This is a genomic window from Neobacillus sp. 204 (genome assembly GCF_046562815.1).
GTDB lineage: Bacteria > Bacillota > Bacilli > Bacillales > Cytobacillaceae > Neobacillus.
The window spans coordinates 438,592-461,013 of record NZ_JBJORY010000001.1 but is presented as its reverse complement, the minus strand read 5'-3'; the positions used below and the strand labels follow the sequence as shown (position 1 = coordinate 461,013).

Annotated in this window: 17 protein-coding genes and 1 other annotated feature; of the genes, 1 reads left to right on the top strand and 16 read right to left on the bottom strand. The window is 40.5% G+C overall.

Annotated features, from left to right (window positions below; genetic code table 11):
• Positions 1-88: 88 nt before the first annotated feature.
• Complete coding sequence (locus ACJ004_RS02370; RefSeq protein WP_410890940.1) at positions 89-2,767, bottom strand: calcium-translocating P-type ATPase, SERCA-type; 2,679 nt, start codon at positions 2,765-2,767, stop codon at positions 89-91.
• A 184-nt stretch (positions 2,768-2,951) separates the two neighbouring features.
• Here ACJ004_RS02370 and ACJ004_RS02365 point away from each other — a divergent pair, with 184 nt between their 5' ends.
• Complete coding sequence (locus tag ACJ004_RS02365; protein WP_410890939.1) at positions 2,952-4,661, top strand: Rqc2 family fibronectin-binding protein; 1,710 nt, start codon at positions 2,952-2,954, stop codon at positions 4,659-4,661.
• Between the two features lie 123 nt (positions 4,662-4,784).
• Here ACJ004_RS02365 and pyrE read toward each other — a convergent pair whose 3' ends face one another.
• From pyrE to ACJ004_RS02290, 15 genes are all read right to left on the bottom strand, one after another.
• Complete coding sequence (gene pyrE, locus ACJ004_RS02360) at positions 4,785-5,438, bottom strand: orotate phosphoribosyltransferase (protein WP_410890938.1); 654 nt, start codon at positions 5,436-5,438, stop codon at positions 4,785-4,787.
• Complete coding sequence (gene pyrF, locus ACJ004_RS02355; RefSeq protein ID WP_410890937.1) at positions 5,435-6,151, bottom strand: orotidine-5'-phosphate decarboxylase; 717 nt, start codon at positions 6,149-6,151, stop codon at positions 5,435-5,437. The genes pyrE and pyrF overlap by 4 nt, the downstream gene beginning before the upstream one ends.
• Complete coding sequence (locus tag ACJ004_RS02350; RefSeq protein ID WP_410890936.1) at positions 6,123-7,064, bottom strand: dihydroorotate dehydrogenase; 942 nt, start codon at positions 7,062-7,064, stop codon at positions 6,123-6,125. Before ACJ004_RS02350 ends, pyrF begins: the two co-directional genes overlap by 29 nt.
• Positions 7,061-7,834, bottom strand: coding sequence for a dihydroorotate dehydrogenase electron transfer subunit (locus ACJ004_RS02345; protein ID WP_410890935.1), 774 nt, complete (start codon positions 7,832-7,834; stop codon positions 7,061-7,063). Before ACJ004_RS02345 ends, ACJ004_RS02350 begins: the two co-directional genes overlap by 4 nt.
• Entirely contained in the window at positions 7,831-11,037 is a 3,207-nt protein-coding gene (carB, locus tag ACJ004_RS02340; protein ID WP_410890934.1) for a carbamoyl-phosphate synthase large subunit, read from the bottom strand. The genes ACJ004_RS02345 and carB overlap by 4 nt, the downstream gene beginning before the upstream one ends.
• On the bottom strand, positions 11,030-12,121 hold the full coding sequence (locus tag ACJ004_RS02335) for a carbamoyl phosphate synthase small subunit (protein WP_410891261.1): 1,092 nt from the start codon (positions 12,119-12,121) through the stop codon (positions 11,030-11,032). Before ACJ004_RS02335 ends, carB begins: the two co-directional genes overlap by 8 nt.
• The gene (locus tag ACJ004_RS02330; RefSeq protein ID WP_410890933.1) at positions 12,118-13,404 is read right to left on the bottom strand and encodes a dihydroorotase; all 1,287 of its coding nucleotides are present in this window, start codon (positions 13,402-13,404) and stop codon (positions 12,118-12,120) included. The genes ACJ004_RS02335 and ACJ004_RS02330 overlap by 4 nt, the downstream gene beginning before the upstream one ends.
• A complete protein-coding gene (locus tag ACJ004_RS02325; protein WP_410891260.1) occupies positions 13,364-14,305 on the bottom strand; it encodes an aspartate carbamoyltransferase catalytic subunit in 942 nt (313 codons plus the stop codon). Before ACJ004_RS02325 ends, ACJ004_RS02330 begins: the two co-directional genes overlap by 41 nt.
• A gap of 160 nt (positions 14,306-14,465) precedes the next feature.
• Positions 14,466-15,779, bottom strand: coding sequence for a solute carrier family 23 protein (locus ACJ004_RS02320; protein WP_410890932.1), 1,314 nt, complete (start codon positions 15,777-15,779; stop codon positions 14,466-14,468).
• Between the two features lie 168 nt (positions 15,780-15,947).
• Positions 15,948-16,490 (bottom strand): bifunctional pyr operon transcriptional regulator/uracil phosphoribosyltransferase PyrR, encoded by a 543-nt coding sequence (gene pyrR / locus ACJ004_RS02315; RefSeq protein WP_410890931.1) that lies wholly within the window; start codon positions 16,488-16,490, stop codon positions 15,948-15,950.
• Between the two features lie 184 nt (positions 16,491-16,674).
• Positions 16,675-17,586, bottom strand: coding sequence for an RluA family pseudouridine synthase (locus ACJ004_RS02310; RefSeq protein ID WP_410890930.1), 912 nt, complete (start codon positions 17,584-17,586; stop codon positions 16,675-16,677).
• A complete protein-coding gene (lspA, locus tag ACJ004_RS02305) occupies positions 17,558-18,049 on the bottom strand; it encodes a signal peptidase II (RefSeq protein ID WP_410890929.1) in 492 nt (163 codons plus the stop codon). Before lspA ends, ACJ004_RS02310 begins: the two co-directional genes overlap by 29 nt.
• A 119-nt stretch (positions 18,050-18,168) precedes the next feature.
• Positions 18,169-18,453, bottom strand: coding sequence for a hypothetical protein (locus tag ACJ004_RS02300; RefSeq protein ID WP_410890928.1), 285 nt, complete (start codon positions 18,451-18,453; stop codon positions 18,169-18,171).
• Positions 18,454-18,769: 316 nt separating this feature from the next.
• Positions 18,770-21,538 (bottom strand): isoleucine--tRNA ligase, encoded by a 2,769-nt coding sequence (gene ileS / locus ACJ004_RS02295; protein WP_410890927.1) that lies wholly within the window; start codon positions 21,536-21,538, stop codon positions 18,770-18,772.
• 74 nt (positions 21,539-21,612) lie between these two features.
• Positions 21,613-21,856, bottom strand: a binding site (T-box leader).
• 49 nt (positions 21,857-21,905) lie between these two features.
• Positions 21,906-22,421, bottom strand: coding sequence for a DivIVA domain-containing protein (locus tag ACJ004_RS02290; RefSeq protein WP_335539405.1), 516 nt, complete (start codon positions 22,419-22,421; stop codon positions 21,906-21,908).
• Position 22,422: the final 1 nt, after the last annotated feature.

Here is a 22,422-nt window from a genome sequence, read left to right as displayed (position 1 = left end):
TCCTGAAAAATTAATCGGCTCCTAAATTTTTCAAAAAAGACAAAAGGTAATAGAGTGGAATCTATTACCTTTTGGATTATAACACACTTTATTTTGTTTTTCTTAACAAAAATGACCCGGCTAGTAAAAAAGTTGGAATGGACGATAACCCAACAATCAGTAACCAATCCTTAGCTGCAATCGGCAGCGTATGGAAAATCGGCTGAAGCGGCTGGTAATAAATAACAACAAACATTAACGCCAGTGAAGATATAACCGCCCAAACAAGATATTGATTACCAAAAGGATTTCTCGAGAGGACTGATTTTTCACTGCGGCAATCAAACACATGAATGAGCTGTGCCATTACGAGTGTAGCAAATGCGACAGTTTGCGCATATTGCAACTGTGCTGGATCGTTATGATAAACAACCATGAAGGATAGCAATGTTACAATCCCTATTAGGAAGCCGCGCGATACAACCTTCCAGCCAAGTCCTCGCGAAAAAACACCTTCATTTGGGCTGCGCGGCTTACGTTTCATGACGTTTTCTTCTGGACGATCGAGTCCAAGTGCCATCGCTGGCAGACCATCTGTAACCAAATTCACCCATAGAATTTGGATAGGAATAAGCGGTAGTGGAAGTGCTAAAATCATCGCAAACAACATCACCAAAATTTCCCCAACATTGGAGGCCAGTAAGTAGCGGACAAATTTCCGAATATTTTCATATATATTTCTGCCCTCTACTATCGCAGCCTTAATTGTTGCAAAGTTATCATCCAGTAAGACCAGCGCCGATGCTTCTTTTGCAACGTCTGTTCCTGTAATTCCCATGGCAACTCCAATGTCAGCTGCTTTAATGGCCGGAGCATCATTTACTCCATCTCCTGTCATCGCAACAACATGTCCGCGATTTTGTAAGGCTTTAACAATTTTCAGTTTATGCTCTGGTGAGACCCTGGCAAAAACTGAAACATCATCGACGACCTCTTCCAATTCTTCGACGGACATTTGAGATAAGGCATTCCCATCAATAACCTTGCTTTTTGAGGTTATTATCCCAAGTTGGGAGGCAATTGCTTTTGCCGTGATCACATGGTCACCCGTAATCATAACTGTTTTTATGCCTGCTTCCTTACATTCCTTTATTGCCTTTTTCACTTCAGGTCTTGGCGGATCAATCATTCCCTGGACCCCTATTAGAGTTAAATTCTTCTCTGCTTCATGCTCACTTAATATAACAGTGTTAGCCTGGATTGGTTTAAAAGCAATCGCAATGGTTCGAAGGGCCTGTGCTGCAAGGCCGTTTATTGCTTCTTGGACCTTAAACTGTGTTTCTTTATTTAAAAATTGTGTTCTCTCGTCCCAGAGGACAGTTTCACTAATTCCTAATATGACATCCGGTGCCCCTTTAGTGACAATAAAATGCCTTCCCTGCTTGTCTTTAACATGGACGCTCATCATTTTCCGAGAGGAGTCAAAGGGGAATTCATTAATAATTGTAAACTCATCTAATAATTTAGGACGATCGAATCCAGCTTTCATGGCACTTACCAACAGTGCTCCTTCGGTTGGATCTCCATCTAGGAAATAATCATCATCCCTGACAACTAAATCGGAATGATTGCATAACATCCCAAATATCAGCATTTGCTGCAATGCTTTTTCTTCTTTAGGATTAATATTTCGTTCATTTCTATAAAATTTACCTTGTGGTTGATAGCCCACCCCGTCCACTGTCCAGGTTTGCCCTCCGCTCCATAAATGGGTTACAGTCATTTTGTTTTGCGTCATTGTACCCGTTTTATCAGAACATATGACCGATGCACAGCCAAGTGTTTCAACGGCAGGAAGCTTCCTGACAATCGCATTTTTCTTAATCATTTTTTGGACACCGAGGGATAAGGCCACTGTTACAATCGCTGGGAGCCCTTCTGGTATAGCTGCTACCGCAAGGGAAACACCGGCTAAAAACATTTCATAAAGATCATGTCCTCGTAAAACGCCAACCACAACTACGAGTACAGTTAAAAGTAAAGCTACTGTTATCAAAATTTTCCCCAATTGCTCTAAACGACGCTGTAAAGGTGTATCTTGTGATTCTGCATTTTGGAGTAAATTAGCAATTTGACCCATTGCTGTTTTCATTCCTGTTGCAATGACGACGCCAATCCCGCTTCCCCTCGTAATCATCGTACCCATAAAGGCAATATTCTCCATATCTCCGATTCCAGGATTAGGGTTGGTTAGGGAATCAATATGCTTCGAAACAGGTACAGACTCACCTGTTAAAGCCGATTCTTCAATTTCTAAACTTTTCGACTCAATCACTCTAACGTCGGCACCAATACGGTCCCCACTAGTAAACTTCAAAATATCGCCAATCACAATTTCTTTCGATGGGATTTTAATCCACTGACCATCCCTAAGCGCTGAAACTTGCGGGGCAGATAATTCTTTTAAAGCCTGAAGTGATTTCTCTGCACGTCTTTCTTGAAAAAAGCCTAGAAAGCCATTGATTATGACAATAGCAATAATCGCAATGGCATCAATGTATTCGCCAAGCAATCCAGATATCAGTGTGGCAGCAAGAAGCACTAAGACCATAAAGTCCTTAAATTGACTAAAAAATAAGAGTAAAGCTGATTGCTTTTCTCCTTCGTCCAATTCATTTAGACCGTGCTCACTTTTTCGCTTTGTTACTTCTTCCTGCGATAATCCAGAAGAAAAGTCGGTTTCTAAGGCCTTTTCTACTTGTTCTATCTTCATTTCATGGAATTTCATCCGACCATCTCACTTCCCCCTTTAAATACCTATAAATACATGCTCTAAAGAAAGCTTATTCAGGGTCGTCCCAAAAAATGCTATGATATAGTGAAAGATAAAATTGAAAAGTAGTTAAAAATAAGACAGTATTTTTTTAGTACGCTATAATTAATACATATGAATGTAGTAAAGGATGTTTTCCATGTCATTTGATGGTTTATTTACAAAAGCAATCGTTGATGAACTTGTCCGTTCGTTAAAGGGCGGGAGGATTAATAAAGTTCATCAGCCCTATAAAAATGAAGTGATTCTCACCATTCGCGCCAATGGCGTCAATCAAAAACTGCTCTTATCGGCACACCCAAGTTACGCACGGGTCCAATTTACTGAAGAAGCCTATGATAATCCAAGTGAGCCGCCAATGTTCTGTATGCTTCTCAGGAAACATATTGAGGGTTATATTTTAGAGGATTTATATCAGATAGAAACGGATCGAATGATCGTCCTAGAAATAAAGGGCAGGAATGAGATTGGGGATATCAGCTATAAACAATTAATTATTGAAATTATGGGAAGACATAGCAATATCGTGCTCGTTGATAAATCGCGGAATATCATACTTGACAGCATCAAGCATGTTTCCTTTGCAGTGAATAGCCACAGGGCTATTTTGCCAGGCCAGCCTTATGTTTTTCCACCTGCACAGCATAAGCAAAATCCATTTCAGTGCGATAAAGATGATCTATTACGAAAAATTGATTTTAATGCAGGGAAAATTGACCGCCAATTAGTGGAGCATTTTGCCGGGATTTCACCCCTTTTTGCCAAGGAAGTTCTTTTCCAAAGCGGATTGGCCAATCGAACCACTATACCAGGAACGTTCATTAATATGATAAAAAGGGTGGAAACTGGAGAGATTCTCCCATCAATTATGACGGCAGCAGGTAAAGACTCATTTTATTTATTTCCCGTGGAGCATTTAAATGGAGAAGTAAAAACTTATTCTACCTTAAGTGAAATGCTTGACCGCTTTTATTTTGGCAAAGCTGAAAGAGATCGAGTAAAGCAGCAAGGAAATGATATTGAACGATTTATTCATAATGAAAAAGAAAAAAATGAAAAGAAAATTGAGAAACTGAAAGCTACCTTAAAAGAAGCCGAGCGTGCTGAACAATTTCAACGCTTTGGAGAACTTTTAACAGCCAATCTATATGCGGCCAACAAAGGGATGCGTGAAATAGAAGTTCTTAATTATTACGATGAATCAGGGGGGACGCTTATCATTCCACTTGATCCGCGAAAAACACCTTCTGAAAACGCCCAAAAGTATTTTTCAAAGTACCAAAAGGCAAAAAATGCTGTAGAGATTGTTGTTGAGCAAATTGAGAAAGCACAAGTTGAAGTAGCCTATTTTGATAATTTAATGCAGCAGATACACGCAGCCTCTCCTAAGGATATCCAAGAGATTCGTGAAGAACTTATTGAGGGCGGCTATATCCGTGAACGGCAAAAGAAGAAATTAAAGAAAGCACAGAATCTGAAGCCCGTTTTAGATCATTTTGTATCTTCTGATGGTACGGATATTATCGTTGGGAAAAATAATAAACAGAATGACTATTTAACGAATAAATTGGCCGCAAGGGATGAGATTTGGCTCCATACAAAGGACATCCCTGGTTCGCACGTGTTGATTCGGAGCAAAGAACCCTCCAATGAAACGATTCGGGAGGCTGCTGTTTTAGCCTCTTACTTCAGTAAAGCACGTACTTCCAGCTCTGTTCCAGTTGACTATACTAGGGTCCGTTTTGTAAAAAAACCAAGCGGTGCTAAACCTGGGTTTGTGATTTATGATAATCAGCAAACGGTATATGTCACGCCGGAGGAAGAATTGGTGTTAAAATTAAAGAAATAGAAAGTAAAGAGGGCATCCAAAAGATTTTGGACGCCCTCTTTTCAATATATCAGCGGATATATCCTGTTTATCAGCGAAACCACATGATTTATCAGCGTTAATTGCAATATATCAGCGGAAATTCTATTTTATCAGCGATTCTGTTTCCACGAACTGTTTGCTCCATGCAGAAGGGTCTTTACTCCATGAAAGTAAACTATTCTGGTCTTCTGCCGTGACGTTTCCTTTTGAAATCGCAACATCGATTAATGTTGCAAAATCAGTAAGAGAAATACTTTTAATCCCGTTTTCCTGAAGCAATTCTTTACCTTTTTCAAGCCCATATGTAAAAATGGAGACAACCCCAAGCACGTCACAACCTGCTTCCCTCAATGCTTGAACTGCCGTAATCACGCTTCCGCCGGTTGAAATTAAATCTTCCACAACAACTACTTTTTGACCTTGTTCAACTTTGCCCTCAATCTGATTTCCTTTCCCATGTCCTTTTGCTTTGGAGCGAACATAGCACATGGGTAAATCCATAAGTTCACTTACCCATGCTGCGTGTGGAATTCCAGCTGTTGCTGTACCAGCAATAACTTCTGCTTCTGAAAAATTCTCAAGGATGAGTTTTTGCAAGCCGGCCGCGATTTCTCTTCTTACGGCTGGGTATGAGAGCGTTAGTCGATTATCACAATAGATAGGAGAACGCATGCCTGATGTCCAAGTAAATGGATCCTGCGGCTTCAAGGCAACCGCATTTATATCTAATAATCTTTCCGCAATTACGTATTTCATAATTTTATCCCCTTCCATGCTTCCATCCATTTTTCATAGCTTTTTACTGGGTCAGCTGAACGAGTTATCGAACGACCAACAACAATCGAACTTACCTCCGAACTCCTTGCAAATTCCGGTGTTGCCACCCGTTTTTGGTCTCCTGCATGATCCGCAGCCATTCGAATTCCCGGGCAAACAGTCAAAAACGACTGCCCGGCTTTCTCCCTAATTAAGCCAGCTTCCCAGGCAGAGCAGACAACTCCGTCCAAGCCCGCTTCTTTTGTCAATAAAGCATAATGCAAAACCGATTCTTCCAAGGAAACAGGAATAAGCTGCTCTTTATTCATTTGCACTTCTGATGTGCTTGTCAACTGTGTTACCGCGATGCATTCAGGACGCTTCCGTCCCGCATTCGTCCCAGCTTCTAGTCCTTCAAGTGCAGCGGCCATCATTTCTTTTCCGCCTGCAGCGTGAACATTGACTAAGTCACATTCCAAGCGTGCAAGACCCTTCATTGCACTTTTCACTGTATTCGGGATATCATGAAGCTTTAAATCAAGGAAAATCCGATGTCCTTTTTCTTTTAATTGATGAACGATTGAAGGTCCTTCCTGGTAAAATAACTCCATGCCCACTTTCACAAACAGCTCTCTGCCTTCAAACGGATCCAAAAAACGATTCACTTCACTGCCATTGGCAAAATCAAGCGCGATGATAAGCGAGTTGTCCATTTTCCTTCCAGCTCCTTCCGATACATTCACTGATGTGTTCAAATCCTAATTTTTCAAGTAGATCAGGTAGTTCTTGAATAATTGTTGGGCAAACCAATGGGTCTACAAAATTTGCTGTCCCTACTGCTACTGCACTTGCCCCTGCATAGAAAAACTCAATAACATCGGATGCCGTCTCAATCCCACCCATACCAATAATCGGAATGGATACAGCCTGGCTGACCTCATAGATCATTCGAAGGGCAACTGGCTTAATCGCAGGACCAGACAAGCCGCCCGTACGATTGGCTAGGATTGGCTTACCAGTTTTTAAATCAAGCCTCATTCCTACTAGTGTATTAATCATTGTAAGACCATCGGCGCCACCCGCTTCGACTGCTTGAGCCATTTCCACAATATTTGTGACATTTGGTGATAACTTCACATATACAGGCACATCAGAAACTTCTTTTACCTTCTCTGTTAACCGTTTGGCTACTTCAGGTAATGTACCAAATGCAATTCCTCCTGTTTTTACATTCGGACAAGATATGTTTAGTTCTAACGCATGCACATTTGGTGCTTTGGAAATTTTGCGGGCTACCTCTACATAATCCTCTTCGAGAGACCCTGCAACATTGGCAATAATCGGAGTATCATACTGAGATAACCAAACCAGTTCCTCGCCTAGTACTTTTTCCAAGCCTGGATTTTGCAATCCAATAGCATTTAACATCCCAGATGATGTTTCTGCGACCCGCGGGGTTGGGTTACCAAACCTAGGTTCTAAAGTTGTTGCTTTAATCATAATCGCACCAAGTTCATTTAAATCATAAAATTGGCTGTATTCCCGACCAAACCCAAAACATCCCGAGGCAGGCATGATAGGATTTTTCAGTGTTAAACCCGGTAATTCGATGTTCAAACGGTTCATATCAATACCTCCCCTGCGCGAAAAACAGGTCCATCGCTGCATACTTTTTTATAGGAAACACCGGCCAGATCATCTGCACGTTTACACACACAGGCAAAACATGCCCCGATCCCGCAGCCCATTCGTTCCTCTAATGATAAAAACAATTTTTTATCGGAGTAATTTTGTTCAATTGCCTTTAACATGGGTGTTGGTCCGCATGTATAAATACAATCAAATTGTAAATCTTTCATAACATCTGTGACGAAACCTTTTCTTCCATAAGTACCATCCACGGTGGTTACGTAGGTTTCCCCGTTGTTTAGGAATTCCTGTTCGTAAAAAACCGCCTCTTCCGTTTGAAAGCCGAGGACATGGATTACTTTTACCCCCTTATCAACTAATTGATTGGAAAGTTCAAATAGTGGCGGAACACCGATTCCACCGCCTACAAGTAAGGCTGTCTCTCCGCGGCTAACTTCATCGATTGAAAATCCGTTTCCTAATGGACCAAGAATGTCAATTTCCATTCCTGGTCTCAGTTGCGCCAGCATCGATGTACCTTTTCCTTCCATTCGATAAATCATCGTCATTTTCTTCTGTTTTTTATCGAAAGAAGAAATACTGATTGGCCTTCTTAAAAGTGGATCCGAACCATTCGTGACACGAATATGCACGAATTGACCCGGAGAATTTATTTGACTAACAAATTCTCCTTGTACGGTCAACTCGAATATATCGGCAGCAATTTCTTTTTGGCTGCTAATTTTGCATAACTCTTTCTTTATCATGCAAACACAGCCTCCTTTTTCACTTGTTCCATTGCTTCGGCCGAAAAGTTCATCGATTCTATCACTTTAAGGATAGCATCTGCTGTGTCTAAAGAGGTTAAACATGGAACTCCATTCTCAACGGCTTCACGGCGAATTCTAAACCCATCACGCTCAGGCTGTTTTCCTTTGGTGAGTGTATTGATAATAAATTGCGCATCTCCATGATGGATCACATCCAAGAGCGTCTTACCTTCCGAACCAATTTTTCCGACCACTTTGACTCTTAGTCCAGCAGCTTCTAGTACAGCTGCAGTACCACTCGTTGCCATTAAACGATAACCATTAGCTGAGAAACGTTTTGCTAGCTTTAAGGCTTCTTGCTTATCTTTATCAGCTACTGTAAACAATACCGTACCGAACTTTTGAATGTTCATACCAGAAGCAACTAATCCTTTATACAGAGCTTTTTCAAGTGTGATATCCTTACCCATTACCTCACCTGTTGATTTCATTTCAGGCCCGAGTGTAATATCGACACTTTTGAGCTTTGCAAAGGAGAAAACAGGAACCTTAACGTATACTCCTTCTTTTTCCGTGACAAGCCCAGGAATATAACCTTGATCAATAATCGATTCTCCTAGAATTGCTTTGGTAGCTATTTTTGCCATTGGAACATTGGTTATTTTACTTAAAAATGGGACCGTTCGGCTTGCACGAGGATTGACCTCGAGCACATAAACTTGATCGCCTGCCAGCACATATTGAATATTTAACAATCCGACAATATTTAAGCCTTTAGCTAATTTCTCGGTATATTCAACAAGTGTTTGTTTGACCGTTTCAGTAAGTGTTTGCGGCGGATATACAGCAATCGAATCACCAGAATGGACCCCTGCACGTTCGATATGTTCCATAATCCCAGGGATAATTACATTCTCACCATCACAAATGGCATCTACTTCAATTTCTTTTCCTGTTAAATAACGATCAATCAGAACGGGATGATCTGGATTAATTTTGACGGCATTTTTCATGTAGTGGAGCAATTCCTCTTCATGGTAGACTATTTCCATTGCCCTTCCGCCAAGTACATACGACGGGCGGACTAAGACGGGATAACCGATTTCATTCGCAATCACCACCGCTTCTTGTACCGATAAAGCTGTTTTTCCTAACGGCTGCGGGATATTTAGCTGGCGAAGGGCATGTTCAAATTTGTCTCTATTTTCAGCACGGTCTAAATCTTCTAGGCTTGTTCCGAGAATTTTCACTCCGTTTTCAGTAAGTTTAGCGGCAAGATTGATCGCTGTTTGCCCGCCAAATTGAACTACAACTCCAAGTGGATTCTCTAACTCAACGATACTCATGACATCCTCTATCGTCAGCGGTTCGAAGTAGAGCTTATCGGAAATACTGAAATCGGTAGATACCGTTTCAGGATTATTATTAATAATGATCGCTTCATAGCCTGCTTCTTTAATTGCTTTCACAGAATGTACCGTAGCATAGTCAAATTCAATTCCTTGACCAATGCGGATCGGACCCGAACCGAGAACGATGACACTTTTTCTGGCAGTTACAATCGACTCGTTCTCCTCTTCATACGTACCATAGTAATATGGTGTTTCTGATTCAAATTCGGCTGCACATGTATCAACCATTTTGTATACTGGGATAATCCCTAAGCTCTTTCTCAAGTTAATGATATCTTTTTCTGATGCATTCCATAGCTCAGCTATTTTCTTATCGGTAAAACCTTTTTGCTTGGCCTCAATAAGGATTTCGTGATCAAAAGGATTGTCAGCAATCATTGCTTCTAGATGGATGATTCCTTCCATTTTCCTTAAGTAAAATAAATCGATTTGACTCCAGTTATGCAGTGTGTCAATTGTTAATCCACGTTTTAACCCTTCTGCGATGTAGAAGAGACGCTCATCCCCTGCTTTTCGAATCCGCTTTTCGAGTAATTCGTCATCGATGTCCTTTGCCCCATTTAATTCAAAATGGTAGACACCTGCTTCAAGTGAACGAATGGCTTTCAATAGGGATTCTTCAAATGTACGGCCAATCGCCATAATTTCTCCCGTTGCTTTCATTTGTGTACCCAGTGAACGATTACCCGATTCAAATTTATCAAATGGCCATCTTGGGATTTTTGTTACGATATAATCAAGTGCAGGCTCAAAGCTTGCGTACGTTTTCCCCGTAACAGGATTCAACATTTCGTCCAAAGTCAAGCCGACCGCAATTTTTGCTGCAAGCTTGGCAATTGGATAACCAGTTGCTTTTGACGCTAATGCCGAAGAACGGCTAACACGTGGATTTACTTCGATAATATAGTAATTGAAGCTATTTGGGTCTAACGCCAACTGAACGTTACAGCCACCTTCAATTCCTAAGGCACGAATGATTTTAAGAGATACATTTCTTAACAGCTGATATTCGCGGTCACTTAGTGTCTGGCTTGGTGCAACCACGATGGAGTCACCCGTATGGACACCGACCGGATCAATGTTTTCCATATTACAAACCACAATGGCATTGTCGTTTCCATCACGCATAACTTCATATTCAATCTCTTTGAATCCAGCGATACTTTTTTCAAGTAAGCATTGATTCACTGGACTGTGCTTTAATCCGCTTGTGACGATTTCTTCAAGTTCTTCTGGATTATGACAGATCCCGCCGCCTGTTCCTCCTAGTGTGTAGGCTGGACGGACAATCACGGGGAAGCCAATCTGCTCCACAAATGCCTTTGCTTCAGCTAATTCATGGATGATTTCACTATCAGGTACAGGTTCATTTAACTCATTCATTAAATTGCGGAATAAATCGCGGTCTTCCGCTTGTTTTATCGCTGAAAGTTTGGTTCCAAGAATCTCAACCTCACACTCTGCCAATACTCCTGATTCTGATAACTCAACCGCAAGATTAAGACCTGTTTGCCCGCCGAGCGTAGCTAAAAGGGCATCCGGACGTTCTTTACGAATTATTCTGCTGACAAACTCCACTGTTAATGGTTCGATATAGACGGCATCTGCAATTTCTGTATCAGTCATAATCGTTGCAGGGTTTGAGTTCACTAGAATTACACGGTAGCCTTCTTCTTTTAATGCGATACAGGCCTGAGTCCCGGCATAGTCAAATTCGGCTGCCTGACCAATCACGATTGGGCCTGAACCAATTACTAAAATGGAGTTGATATCTGTACGTTTAGGCATTTGCTGTAACCTCCTGTTTGTTCTTATCCATCATCGCTAGAAACTGATCAAATAATCCGTTCGCATCTTCTGGTCCTGGAGAAGCTTCTGGATGGTACTGAACTGTAAAAGCGGGATAATCTAGATGTTTTAGTCCTTCAACCGTATTATCATTTATTGCTACGTGTGTGATTGATAATCTTGTATTTTTAATTGAGTCTGTTTCAACTGTATATCCATGATTTTGTGAAGTAATCGCTATTTTTCCTGTAGAAAGATCTTTAACAGGATGATTAGAACCGCGGTGCCCAAACTTCATTTTCTCTGTATTTGCCCCACATGCAAGTGCAAACAACTGATGGCCAAGACAAATCCCAAACAAAGGCACTCTGCCGAGGACTCCTGTTAACATATCAATGGCTTCTGGAACATCTTTCGGGTCTCCAGGGCCATTAGATAGCATAATTCCATCTGGACTTAACTGTAGAATTTCATCAGCCGTTGTATGATAAGGAACTACGATGACATCACAGTCACGCTGGTTTAGTTCTCGTAAGATCCCGTGCTTCATCCCAAAATCAACAAGGACTACTCTTTTCCCGCGTCCTGGGCTTGGATAAGCATTTCTAGTTGATACTTGTTTCACTTGATTGATTGGAAGCGACGATTTTTGTAACTGACTTAATACTTCGTTCGGATTTTTTTCAATACTACAGATGGCTCCTTTTAAGGTTCCATATTGACGGATAATTCTAGTCAACTTTCTCGTATCAATCCCAGCAATTCCCGGGATTTTTTTCATTTCAAAATATTCATTTAAGGTATATTCACTTCTCCAGTTGGATGGAAAGTCAGCTGCTTCTTTAACAATAAAGCCCTTAACAGCTGGGTTAATCGACTCGAAATCGTCACGATTAATCCCATAGTTGCCGATCATCGGATAGGTAAGTGTAACGATTTGCCCACAATAGGATGGGTCGGACAGAATCTCTTGGTAACCAGTCATACCTGTGTTAAATACTACTTCACCAATCGTCTCGGTATCACTGCCAAATCCCTTACCAATAAATATCGTACCATCTTCTAAAATAAGCTGCTTTTTCATACTAATACACTTCCTTTTTCCCATGCTATTTTCCCCTCAGCGATAGTCATCTCAGGCCATCCCTTACATTTCCAGCCGCCAAATGGTGTATTTTTTCCTTTTGATGCAAATTCTTCTGGGTTTATTTCACGTTCTTCATCGAGATTCAAGAGTACTACGTCCCCCGGTGCACCAACTTCTATTTTTCCAAGGGTCAGTCCAAACGCTTCCGCTGGCTTAATCGTTAAGAATTCAATTAATTGCTCAAGTGAGATAATATTTTTCAAAACAAAATGTGTATAAAGTAGCGGGAATGCCGTCTCTAGTCCTACAATTCCGAAAGGAGCAAGAACCATTCCTTCACTTTTTTCTTCTGCTGTATGCGGGGCATGATCGGTTGCAATAAAATCAATCGTTCCATCAAGCAGCCCCTCAATTAATGCATCCCTGTCAGCAACCCCTCGAAGCGGCGGATTCATCTTATAATTTGTGTCCAGTCCTGGAATATCATCTTGAGATAGTAGTAAATGATGAGGAGTCACTTCTGCAGTGACATTAATACCCGCTCGCTTAGCATCCCTTACTACTCGAACTGATTCCTTTGTACTGATATGGCAGACGTGATAATGGCAGCCTGTCGCTTCAGCTAAGAGAACATCTCTAGCAATTTGGACCGATTCACAGATTGAAGGAATTCCGTTTAATCCATGTTTCTCCGCAAAAGAACCTTCATGAACACAGCCCTTATTAATTAATGTGTTTTCTTCACAGTGGGCAACAATCGCCATTTTATGCGCTGCTGCTTTTCGCATCGCCGCAAGCATCCTTTCAGCGGACTGAACACCGACACCATCATCTGTAAAGGCAAACGCCCCTGCAGCTTTTAAGGCCTCAAAGTCAGTTAGATCCTGGCCAAGCTGTCTTGTCGTGATCGATGCATATGGCAATACCCGTACTTTCGCTGTTTCTTGAATTCGCTTTTGCAGCCAATCCATTTGTTCTTTGGTGTCAGGCACCGGTCTTGTATTTGGCATTGCTGCTAGGGTTGTAAAACCGCCTTTTGCTGCGGCAAGGGTACCGGTTGCAATCGTTTCTTTCTTTTCACCGCCTGGCTCGCGCAAATGAACATGTAAATCGATAAACCCTGGTGAAACTAACTTGCCAGTCGCATCCACTTTACGATCCACAACCTCATTAATGTTAGGATCGATTTTCGTAATCTTTCCATTTTCAATTAAAATATCAGCTTGTTTCGTTTCTCCATTAAATGCTATGTAGCATGCGTTCTGAATAAGTAGTTTCATTGTGTTTTCCTCCTTCAATACTTTCAATAGCTCTCTTTATTGCTGCCATTCTGACATATACACCATTTTCCATTTGTTTGAAGATTCTAGATCGCTTGCACTCAACAAGACTATCAGCAATTTCAACATTGCGATTTACCGGGGCAGGATGCATGATAATGCTGCCAGACTTCATCATTTTTTCTCTCTCTAATGTAAGGCCATACTGTTTATGGTACTCATTTGCTGTAAAACTAGTTTTTTGTTGATGACGTTCATGTTGGACACGAAGCAGCATGACAACATCAGCTTCTTGAATCGCCACATCTATAGGTCTGTACCTGGATATATCTGAACTTCTCGTATCAAACCATTCTTCTGGTCCGGAAAAAATCACTTCTGCTCCCAGTCTTGTCAAAACATCAGCATTAGACCGTGCGACTCTGCTATGGCGGATGTCACCGATAATCGCAATTTTTAAACCAGCGAACTGGCCAAACTCTTCCTGGATGGTCATTAAGTCTAGAAGTGATTGTGTAGGATGATGTCCGCATCCATCTCCGCCATTTATGATTGGAATATTTACTTTTCCCAGTAATTCATCAAAATAACGATCTTGTTCGTGACGAATGACAATTGTTTGTACACCAATCGATTCTAATGTTTTAACCGTGTCGTATAGTGTTTCTCCTTTTTGAACACTTGAAGTAAGCACTTCAAAGGGCACTACCTCTAAGCCTAATCGCCTCTCGGCAACTTCAAAACTGCTTTTTGTTCTTGTGCTTGGTTCGAAGAATAGATTGGCAGTAAACATCTGCCCGTCCGGACGCCACTTCTTTCCGTTTTTAAAGCCCACGGCATCTGTCAAGATTTGATTAATCTCCTCTACCTTTAATTCATTTGTGGTAAGTAAGTGATTTATCATCAGTTATTTCCCGCCTCTCATTATGATAAAAAAACACCCTGACCTTTTGGTTCAGGGTGTTGGATTTTGCGAACTAATCCATATTAGTGCCTTTATAGCACTAATGTTACACACCCTTATAAACCTCTCTGGATTTATTTAAAGAGCTGAGTCTTGGTTATGCAGTTTTCTGCTTTTCAGAAGGTTCAATTTCCTCAAGCATATTTTCATTTATTGGTTCCTTACCAGGAAGGATGAGGTTTAACAAAACCCCGCATATTGCAGCTAATGCCATTCCTTGGATTTGCAATGATTCCGAAACTTTTATTACAGCTCCACCGATTCCAATTACCAAGATAACGGATGAGACGACAAGGTTACGTTTGTTTCCAAAATCAATTTTGCTATCAACCAGCATTCGTAAACCAGAAGAAGCGATGATCCCAAAAAGTAGAATCGAAACTCCGCCCATAACCGGGGTTGGTATGGTTCCGATTAAGGTTGTTATTTTACCAATAAAGCCAAAGATAATCGCGAAGATTGCTGCTCCAGCAATGACATACACACTATATACTCGAGTAATCGCAAGGACTCCGATGTTTTCACCATATGTTGTTTTAGGCGGGCCGCCAATCAAAGCGGAAATCATTGTTGCCGTTCCATCCCCAAGAATCGAGCGGTGTAAGCCTGGTTCTTTAATATAATCTCGGCCGACTACCTTGCTAAGCACCAACTGGTGTCCGATGTGCTCTGATAAAGTGACAATCGCTACAGGTACCATTAGCAGAACTAAATCCCAAGTAAATTTTATTTTATAGCTTACAAATGGAATGATAAATTCAGGCATTTCAAACCATTTAGCATCTAATACCGGTTTAAAATCGACTACCCCAACCATTAATGCGTAGATATATCCGACAATAATCCCCGCTAAGATAGGAATCATGCTTAACATTTTTTTGGCGTATATCGAAAAGATGATTGTTGCTATTAAAGTGACAAGTGCGACGGAGAAATGAAGCATGCTGTACTTTCCACTCACAGGATTATTCATTGCCATATTTACTGCAGTCCCTGATAATGCTAATCCGATGACAATGATCACTGGTCCGACCACAATCGGCGGGAGCAGGTTCATGATCCAGCGGTGCCCTGCCTTGCTGATTATTATTGCCACAAGTCCGTAAACAATTCCTGCAAGGAAGGTCCCTACCATGGCTCCACCTGGTCCCCCTGCTGCTTTAGCGGCAATGACCGGTGCGATAAAGGCAAAGGATGAGCCTAAGTAAGCTGGAACCTGGAATTTAGTAATTAAGAGAAATGCTAAAGTGCCGAGTCCGCTTGAAATAAGTGCAATCGCCGGGCTCAACCCAACCAGGTAAGGTACAAGAATTGTAGCTCCAAACATGGCGAATAAATGTTGTAAGCTTAACGTAATCCATTGAAATGGTTTTGGAATCTCTTTTATGTCTAGGATAGGTTTATTGTTCATGTGAATTCCCCCATTTATTAATTGCTTATCTTTAGTATCTATTTTTTTTCATAAAAAACCCTCTTTGCCAGAAAGGTACAAAGAGGGTTTGGACATGCCTAAAAAAGATTCATTTCGGCATATTCCCCTTTGTCAGCCTCTCTGGACTACATTTAAAAGGGTTACTATTTATTTTTCAAAAATACTTACTTGATCGACCTTATCTACTTCAGCTAACTCAACGACTATTTTTTCGTCACTTGAGGTCGGGATATTCTTCCCTACATAATCTGCTCGAATTGGTAATTCCCTATGTCCTCTGTCGACTAGAACCGCCAGTTGAATGACTGCAGGTCGTCCTAAATCCATAAGGGCATCAAGTCCTGCTCTAACCGTTCTTCCTGTATATAAAACATCATCAACTAGTATCACTTTTTTATTATTTATCCCGACCGGGATATCTGATCCTTTAACAAGTGGTTCTTGATTATCCGTTTTTTTAGTTAAATCATCACGATAAAGGGTAATATCTAACTCACCTACTGCTATCGAATTCCCCTCAATCTCTTCAATTTTTGTTGCAAGTCTTTCTGCAATAAAAATGCCTCTCGTCCGAATACCAACAAGAATACAGTCATCGATCCCTTTATTTTTCTCAATAATTTGGTGGGCGATTCTTGTCAGTGCCCTTCCAATAGCTTGTTCATCAAGGACAACAGCTTTTTGGTTCATATTACACCTTCTTCTTTTATGAATATAAAAAACCTCTCATCCAATGTTGGCGAGAGGTTAACTAGTTAATTGATAGATATGGGCATAGTTTACCCAACATCTTAACCGTTTCCTTCTCAGCCTCACGGGACTGTTTTAAAGGCTTATTAAGCTAAAATTATCTTACTTCAAATACAAGACCATGTCAACGATTATTTCGAAGTTGAGTAAGTAGCAATTCGATATCTTCTGGCATTGGTGCTTCAAATTCTAAATATTCGTTTGTCCTTGGGTGATTAAATCCAAGTACTCCTGCATGTAATGCTTGTCCGTCAATATCGAGTGTCTTTTTCGGCCCATATTTTGGATCACCAGCAAGCGGGTAGCCAATATATTTCATATGAACACGAATTTGGTGGGTTCTGCCTGTTTCTAATTGACATTCAACAAACGTAAAATCTTTAAACCGTTCAAGAACATGGAAATGAGTGACAGCGTGTTTTCCATGGTCAACGACTGTCATGCTTTGCCGGTCTTTTGTATCTCGGCCCAGTGGAGCATCTACCGTTCCAAAATCATGAGGAATAACTCCATGGACAATCGCCTTATATTTACGCGTGACAGATTTAGCCACTAATTGGTTTACAAGACTTTCATGAGCCAAATCATTTTTGGCCACCATTAATAATCCGGACGTATCCTTATCAATCCGATGAACAATCCCTGGTCTTAACACACCATTAATTCCTGATAAATCCTTGCAGTGGAACATTAATCCATTGACTAGCGTCCCCGACATATGCCCAGGTGCTGGATGTACGACCATTCCCCTTGGTTTATTTACCACCAAAACATCACTGTCTTCATAGTAAATTTCTAGATTTAGGTCCTCTGGGACTACATCCAATTCTTCAGGATCAGGAATTGTGATTTCAATTTTATCGTTTAAACTGCATTTATAATTTGTTTTAATTTGTTGTCCGTTTACAGTAATATGGCCTTCTTTAATCCATTGCTGTACTTGTGTTCTTGACCATTCTTCATCAAGACTGGAGATTACCTTATCGATCCGATCTCCTTTTTGCTCCTCAAGAATGATGTGTTCCATTTTCTCCATATGATTTCTCCTTTGTTTCTCTCTCTTCTAACAACATTTGAATCATTAACAGGATGACACCGATCACTAAAGCTGAATCTGCGATATTAAAGACAGGGAAATTATAGCCAAAAACATACGTATGAATGAAATCAACAACTTCCTTACGAATGACACGGTCAATAAAGTTTCCGATGGCGCCTCCGAGCATTAACGCTAAGGATACCCCGAGCATCCATTTACCTCTTCCAGCTTTGTATAGATAATACATAATTCCGACGATCACAATAACCGTAATTACATAAAAGAGCCACATTTGTCCTTGTAATATTCCCCATGCTGCTCCACGATTACGATGTGAAGTAATATAGAAAATATTATCAATGATCGAAATACTTTCTCCCAGGTACATTTTGCTTACAATTAGCCATTTCGTAATTTGATCTAATAAAATAACAAAAAGTGCGATTAAGTAATAAAACACTAAGAAATACCTCCACATCAACCTAGACTGACCTAAGTCTAGACGCTTTCGCTTTTCATACTTCTTAAGCATTTTAGCATACTTTTTCGCTAAACGAAAATGGAACCTGATGAAAAAGATTAGTAAATCGATTTCTTGCAATAATTTATCAAATGTTCCGAATCCTTTACTGACTTTAATGTAGGTATTATCCTTAATAATTCATTAGGCAACAATTCTCCTGAAACTTCACATTGCCCAAAATTCCCATTCTCCAGTTTTTGAATAGCCGTATTAATATCTAATAATTCTTCGTGTAAAACAGCAGTAAGCCAATCTTGCTTCTGTTTGTTCCTTAATGAATTTTCAATTTCTTCTTTCGTATGACGGAGTTCCAAAAACAGCTGTTCCTGCGTTGCATTCATAGTTGTTACCTCCGTGTTTCATTTGTCTTATTATTTCCGCTGGCCATCAACTGACACGGAAAAACATTTGACAACAACTACAACAATTAACGGAGAAGGAAAAATTTAAAAACCCTATGCAAATGCATAGGGCTACAATTTTTAGATGATAAGTTTTCAACTTTGAGAAATGTCCAGTTCCAGCGCCCAACAGCTAGTGTACTTCGCACTTTTCCCTACGATAAGTCAACATCGGATCGCTATCGCTCTCCGTGTTTCCTTTATCTCAGTCGAAGTGCTCCAGTCCATACGCCGCTAACGGGCGCTTCCACTTTTCTTATGCCAAGTGTGTATAGTTTTCTTTCACTACTTCCGCACAACGTGGGCAGAGGGTTGGATGTTCTGAGTCTTGACCTACTTCAGGTGTAACAATCCAGCAACGCTCACATGTTTCTCCCTCAGCTTTCGTAATAACAATAGCTGCAGTTTCTAATTTAACTGCATTTTCAGGCGCTTCCTCGTAGGTTCCTGCTACTTCAAAGCCAGAGATAATGAAGAGTTGTTTCATATTTTCTTCAATCGAATCTAATAACGTTCTTGATTTTTCATTAACATATAGTGTTACCTTTGCTGTTAACGACTTTCCAATCACTTTTTGATTCCGTGCTTCCTCTAGCGCCTTTAATACATCATCACGAAGATTCATGAATCCAGTCCATTTTTCCTCTAAAGCATCGGCATTCTTTAGTTCCTGATACTCAGGGAGGTCTGTTAACTGAACACTTTCTTCTGTCACTGATGGGATGAATTTCCACACTTCATCAGCGGTGTGTGAAAGGATAGGTGAAACCAACTTTGTTAAAGCAAGCAGCGATTCATACAACACTGTCTGAATGGCACGACGCTCATGATTATTTGTTGCCTCAATATAAAGGACATCTTTGGCAAAATCCAAATAAAATGAACTTAAATCAAGGGTACAGAAATTATTAATGGCATGATAAATGCCAGCAAATTCATAGTTCTCATAAGCATTACGGACATTTTTAATCAGCTTATTTAGCTTAACAAGCATGAATTGATCTACTTCCCGAAGATTTTCATAAGCCACTTTATCAGCAGGGGTAAAATCAGCTAAATTCCCCAACAAGAAACGGAAGGTGTTACGAATTTTCCGGTAAACCTCCGCAACCTGTTTCAAAATAGCATCGGATACACGAACATCGGATTGATAATCAACAGAGGCAACCCAGAGACGTAAAATATCGGCACCTAACTGATTCATTACCTTTGCTGGAACCACAACATTCCCAATGGATTTACTCATTTTTCTACCTTCACCGTCAAGAGCAAAGCCGTGGCTTAATACACCTTTGTATGGTGCTTCTCCTGTAACAGCTACAGCAGTGGATAAAGAAGAGTTAAACCAGCCACGATACTGGTCAGAGCCTTCAAGATAAAGGTCAGCAGGGCGAACTAAATCATCTCTCTCAAGGAGAACAGCTTGATGGGAAGAACCTGAATCAAACCATACATCCATGATATCTGTTTCCTTTGTAAAAATACCGTTCGGACTGCCAGGATGAGTGAAGCCAACAGGAAGTAATTCTTTTGCTTCACGTTCAAACCAAACATTTGAACCAAATTCACGGAATACGTCTGAAACATGATTAATTGTTTCGTCTGTAATGATCTCTTCACCATTTTCTGCGTAGAAAACAGGAATTGGTACTCCCCAGACACGTTGACGAGAAATACACCAGTCCCCTCGGTCACGTACCATATTAAATAATCGCGTTTCACCCCAAGCTGGAATCCACTTTGTTTCCTTCACTGCATCGAGTAGTTCATTGCGGAAATCTTTAATAGACGCAAACCACTGTGCTGTCGCCCGGTAGATTACCGGTTTCTTCGTTCTCCAGTCGTGTGGATAGGAGTGGGTAATAAACGCAAGTTTTAACAATGCTCCCGCTTCTTCTAATGCTTGTGTAATTGGTTTATTTGCTGTATCGTAAAATAATCCTTCAAATCCTGGTGCTTCACTAGTCATCACACCTTTATCATCAACAGGGCAAAGGACATCTAAACCATATTTTTGACCAACATAAAAGTCATCTTCCCCGTGACCAGGTGCGGTATGAACACAGCCTGTACCGGCATCAGTTGTTACATGTTCTCCCAACATCACCAATGAATCACGACCATATAGAGGATGTACGGCTAGAACATTTTCTAATTCATTTCCTTTAACCTTTTTAACAACCGTTACATTTTCCCAGCCAATTTCCTTTGATACGGATTCAAGGAGAGCCTCTGCTACAAGGTATTTGTGATCATTTACCGAAACCACGACATAGGTTAGATCCGGATGAACGGAAATTCCAAGGTTTGCTGGAATTGTCCATGGCGTTGTTGTCCAGATAATAATTTGCGTATCTGTATCCAGTACATCTTTTCCGTCTTTCACCTTAAAGCCAACATAAATGGATGCAGACTTTTTGTCCTGATATTCAATCTCGGCTTCAGCTAGTGCTGATTCACTTGATGGGGACCAATAGACAGGCTTAAGACCCTTATAAATATAACCCTTCTTTGCCATCTCACCGAAGACTTTAATTTGTTGAGCTTCATAAGCAGGATTTAGTGTAATATAAGGATTTTCCCAGTCACCGCGTACACCCAGACGTTTAAATTGTTCACGTTGATTATCAATTTGTTCAAGCGCGTACTTTGTACAAAGCTTACGGAATTCTGCGACTGTCATTTCCTTGCGTTTTACTCCCTTATTCGTTAACGCTTGCTCAATCGGTAGACCATGTGTATCCCAGCCAGGCACGTATGGAGCATGGAAGCCGCTCATTGATTTATATCGAACAATCATATCTTTTAAAATTTTATTAAGGGCATGCCCCATATGGATATCACCATTGGCATACGGAGGACCATCATGTAATACAAACATTGGACGTCCTTTGGTCCGTTCCTGAACTTTATTGTAGATATTCAACTCTTCCCATTTGGCCTGAATCTCAGGTTCTCTTTGTGGAAGATTACCACGCATTGGGAATTCGGTTTGCGGCATTAATAACGTATTTTTATATTCCATTTTTTCTTCCTCCTGTAATCCTCTTCATATAACAGAATAGCCAATAGACAAATAAAAAAACCCTCTCATCCCAAAATAGGGACGAGAAGGTTTTATTCCCGCGGTACCACCCTGATAGATAGTTCGAACTAATCGTTCTATCCTCTTTAACATTCGTAACGTGAATAACACGCCTAAGCCTACTAACCTATATATAGGAGGTTCGACTGCGGAACTCAAGGGTGATTTTCCAATTTCTCAACTTTACCAGGCTTCCACCGCCCCCGGATCGCTAAAAAAGTCCTAGAAAAATTGTACTGTCCCTTTCATCGTCATTGACCATTCTTTATAACTGTTAAGAAATTATATGCTAAAAAAATGCTTTTCGTCAAGCTAATGAATCTTCTTCTTGATGAACTTTTAATTCTGTTGCGTCAACCTCATATTCTAATAAATGATCCCAATCATCTGTATTTAGCATATCAAGCTGGGCTTCAATCAACATTTTAAAACGCGTGCGGAATACTTTAGATTGCTTTTTTAAATCCTCGATTTCAAGAGCAATTTTCCTTGCTTTTGAAAGTGATTCATTGACAATCCGATCAGCATTTTTCTCTGCTTCCTTTATAATCAACTTTGCTTCCTTTTGGGCATTCCGTTTAACATCCTCACCTGCTTCTTGAGCAATAATGATAGATTTATTTAAGGTTTCTTCAATTGTTACAAAATGACCAAGACGCTCATTCATATCGTTTAAGCGTTCTTCTAATTCTTTTTTCTCTCGAAGGACTAATTCATAATCCTTGATCACTTGATCAAGAAATTCGTTTACTTCATCCTCATCATATCCTCTAAAACCCTTATTAAACTCTTTATTATGAATATCCAACGGTGTTAACGGCATG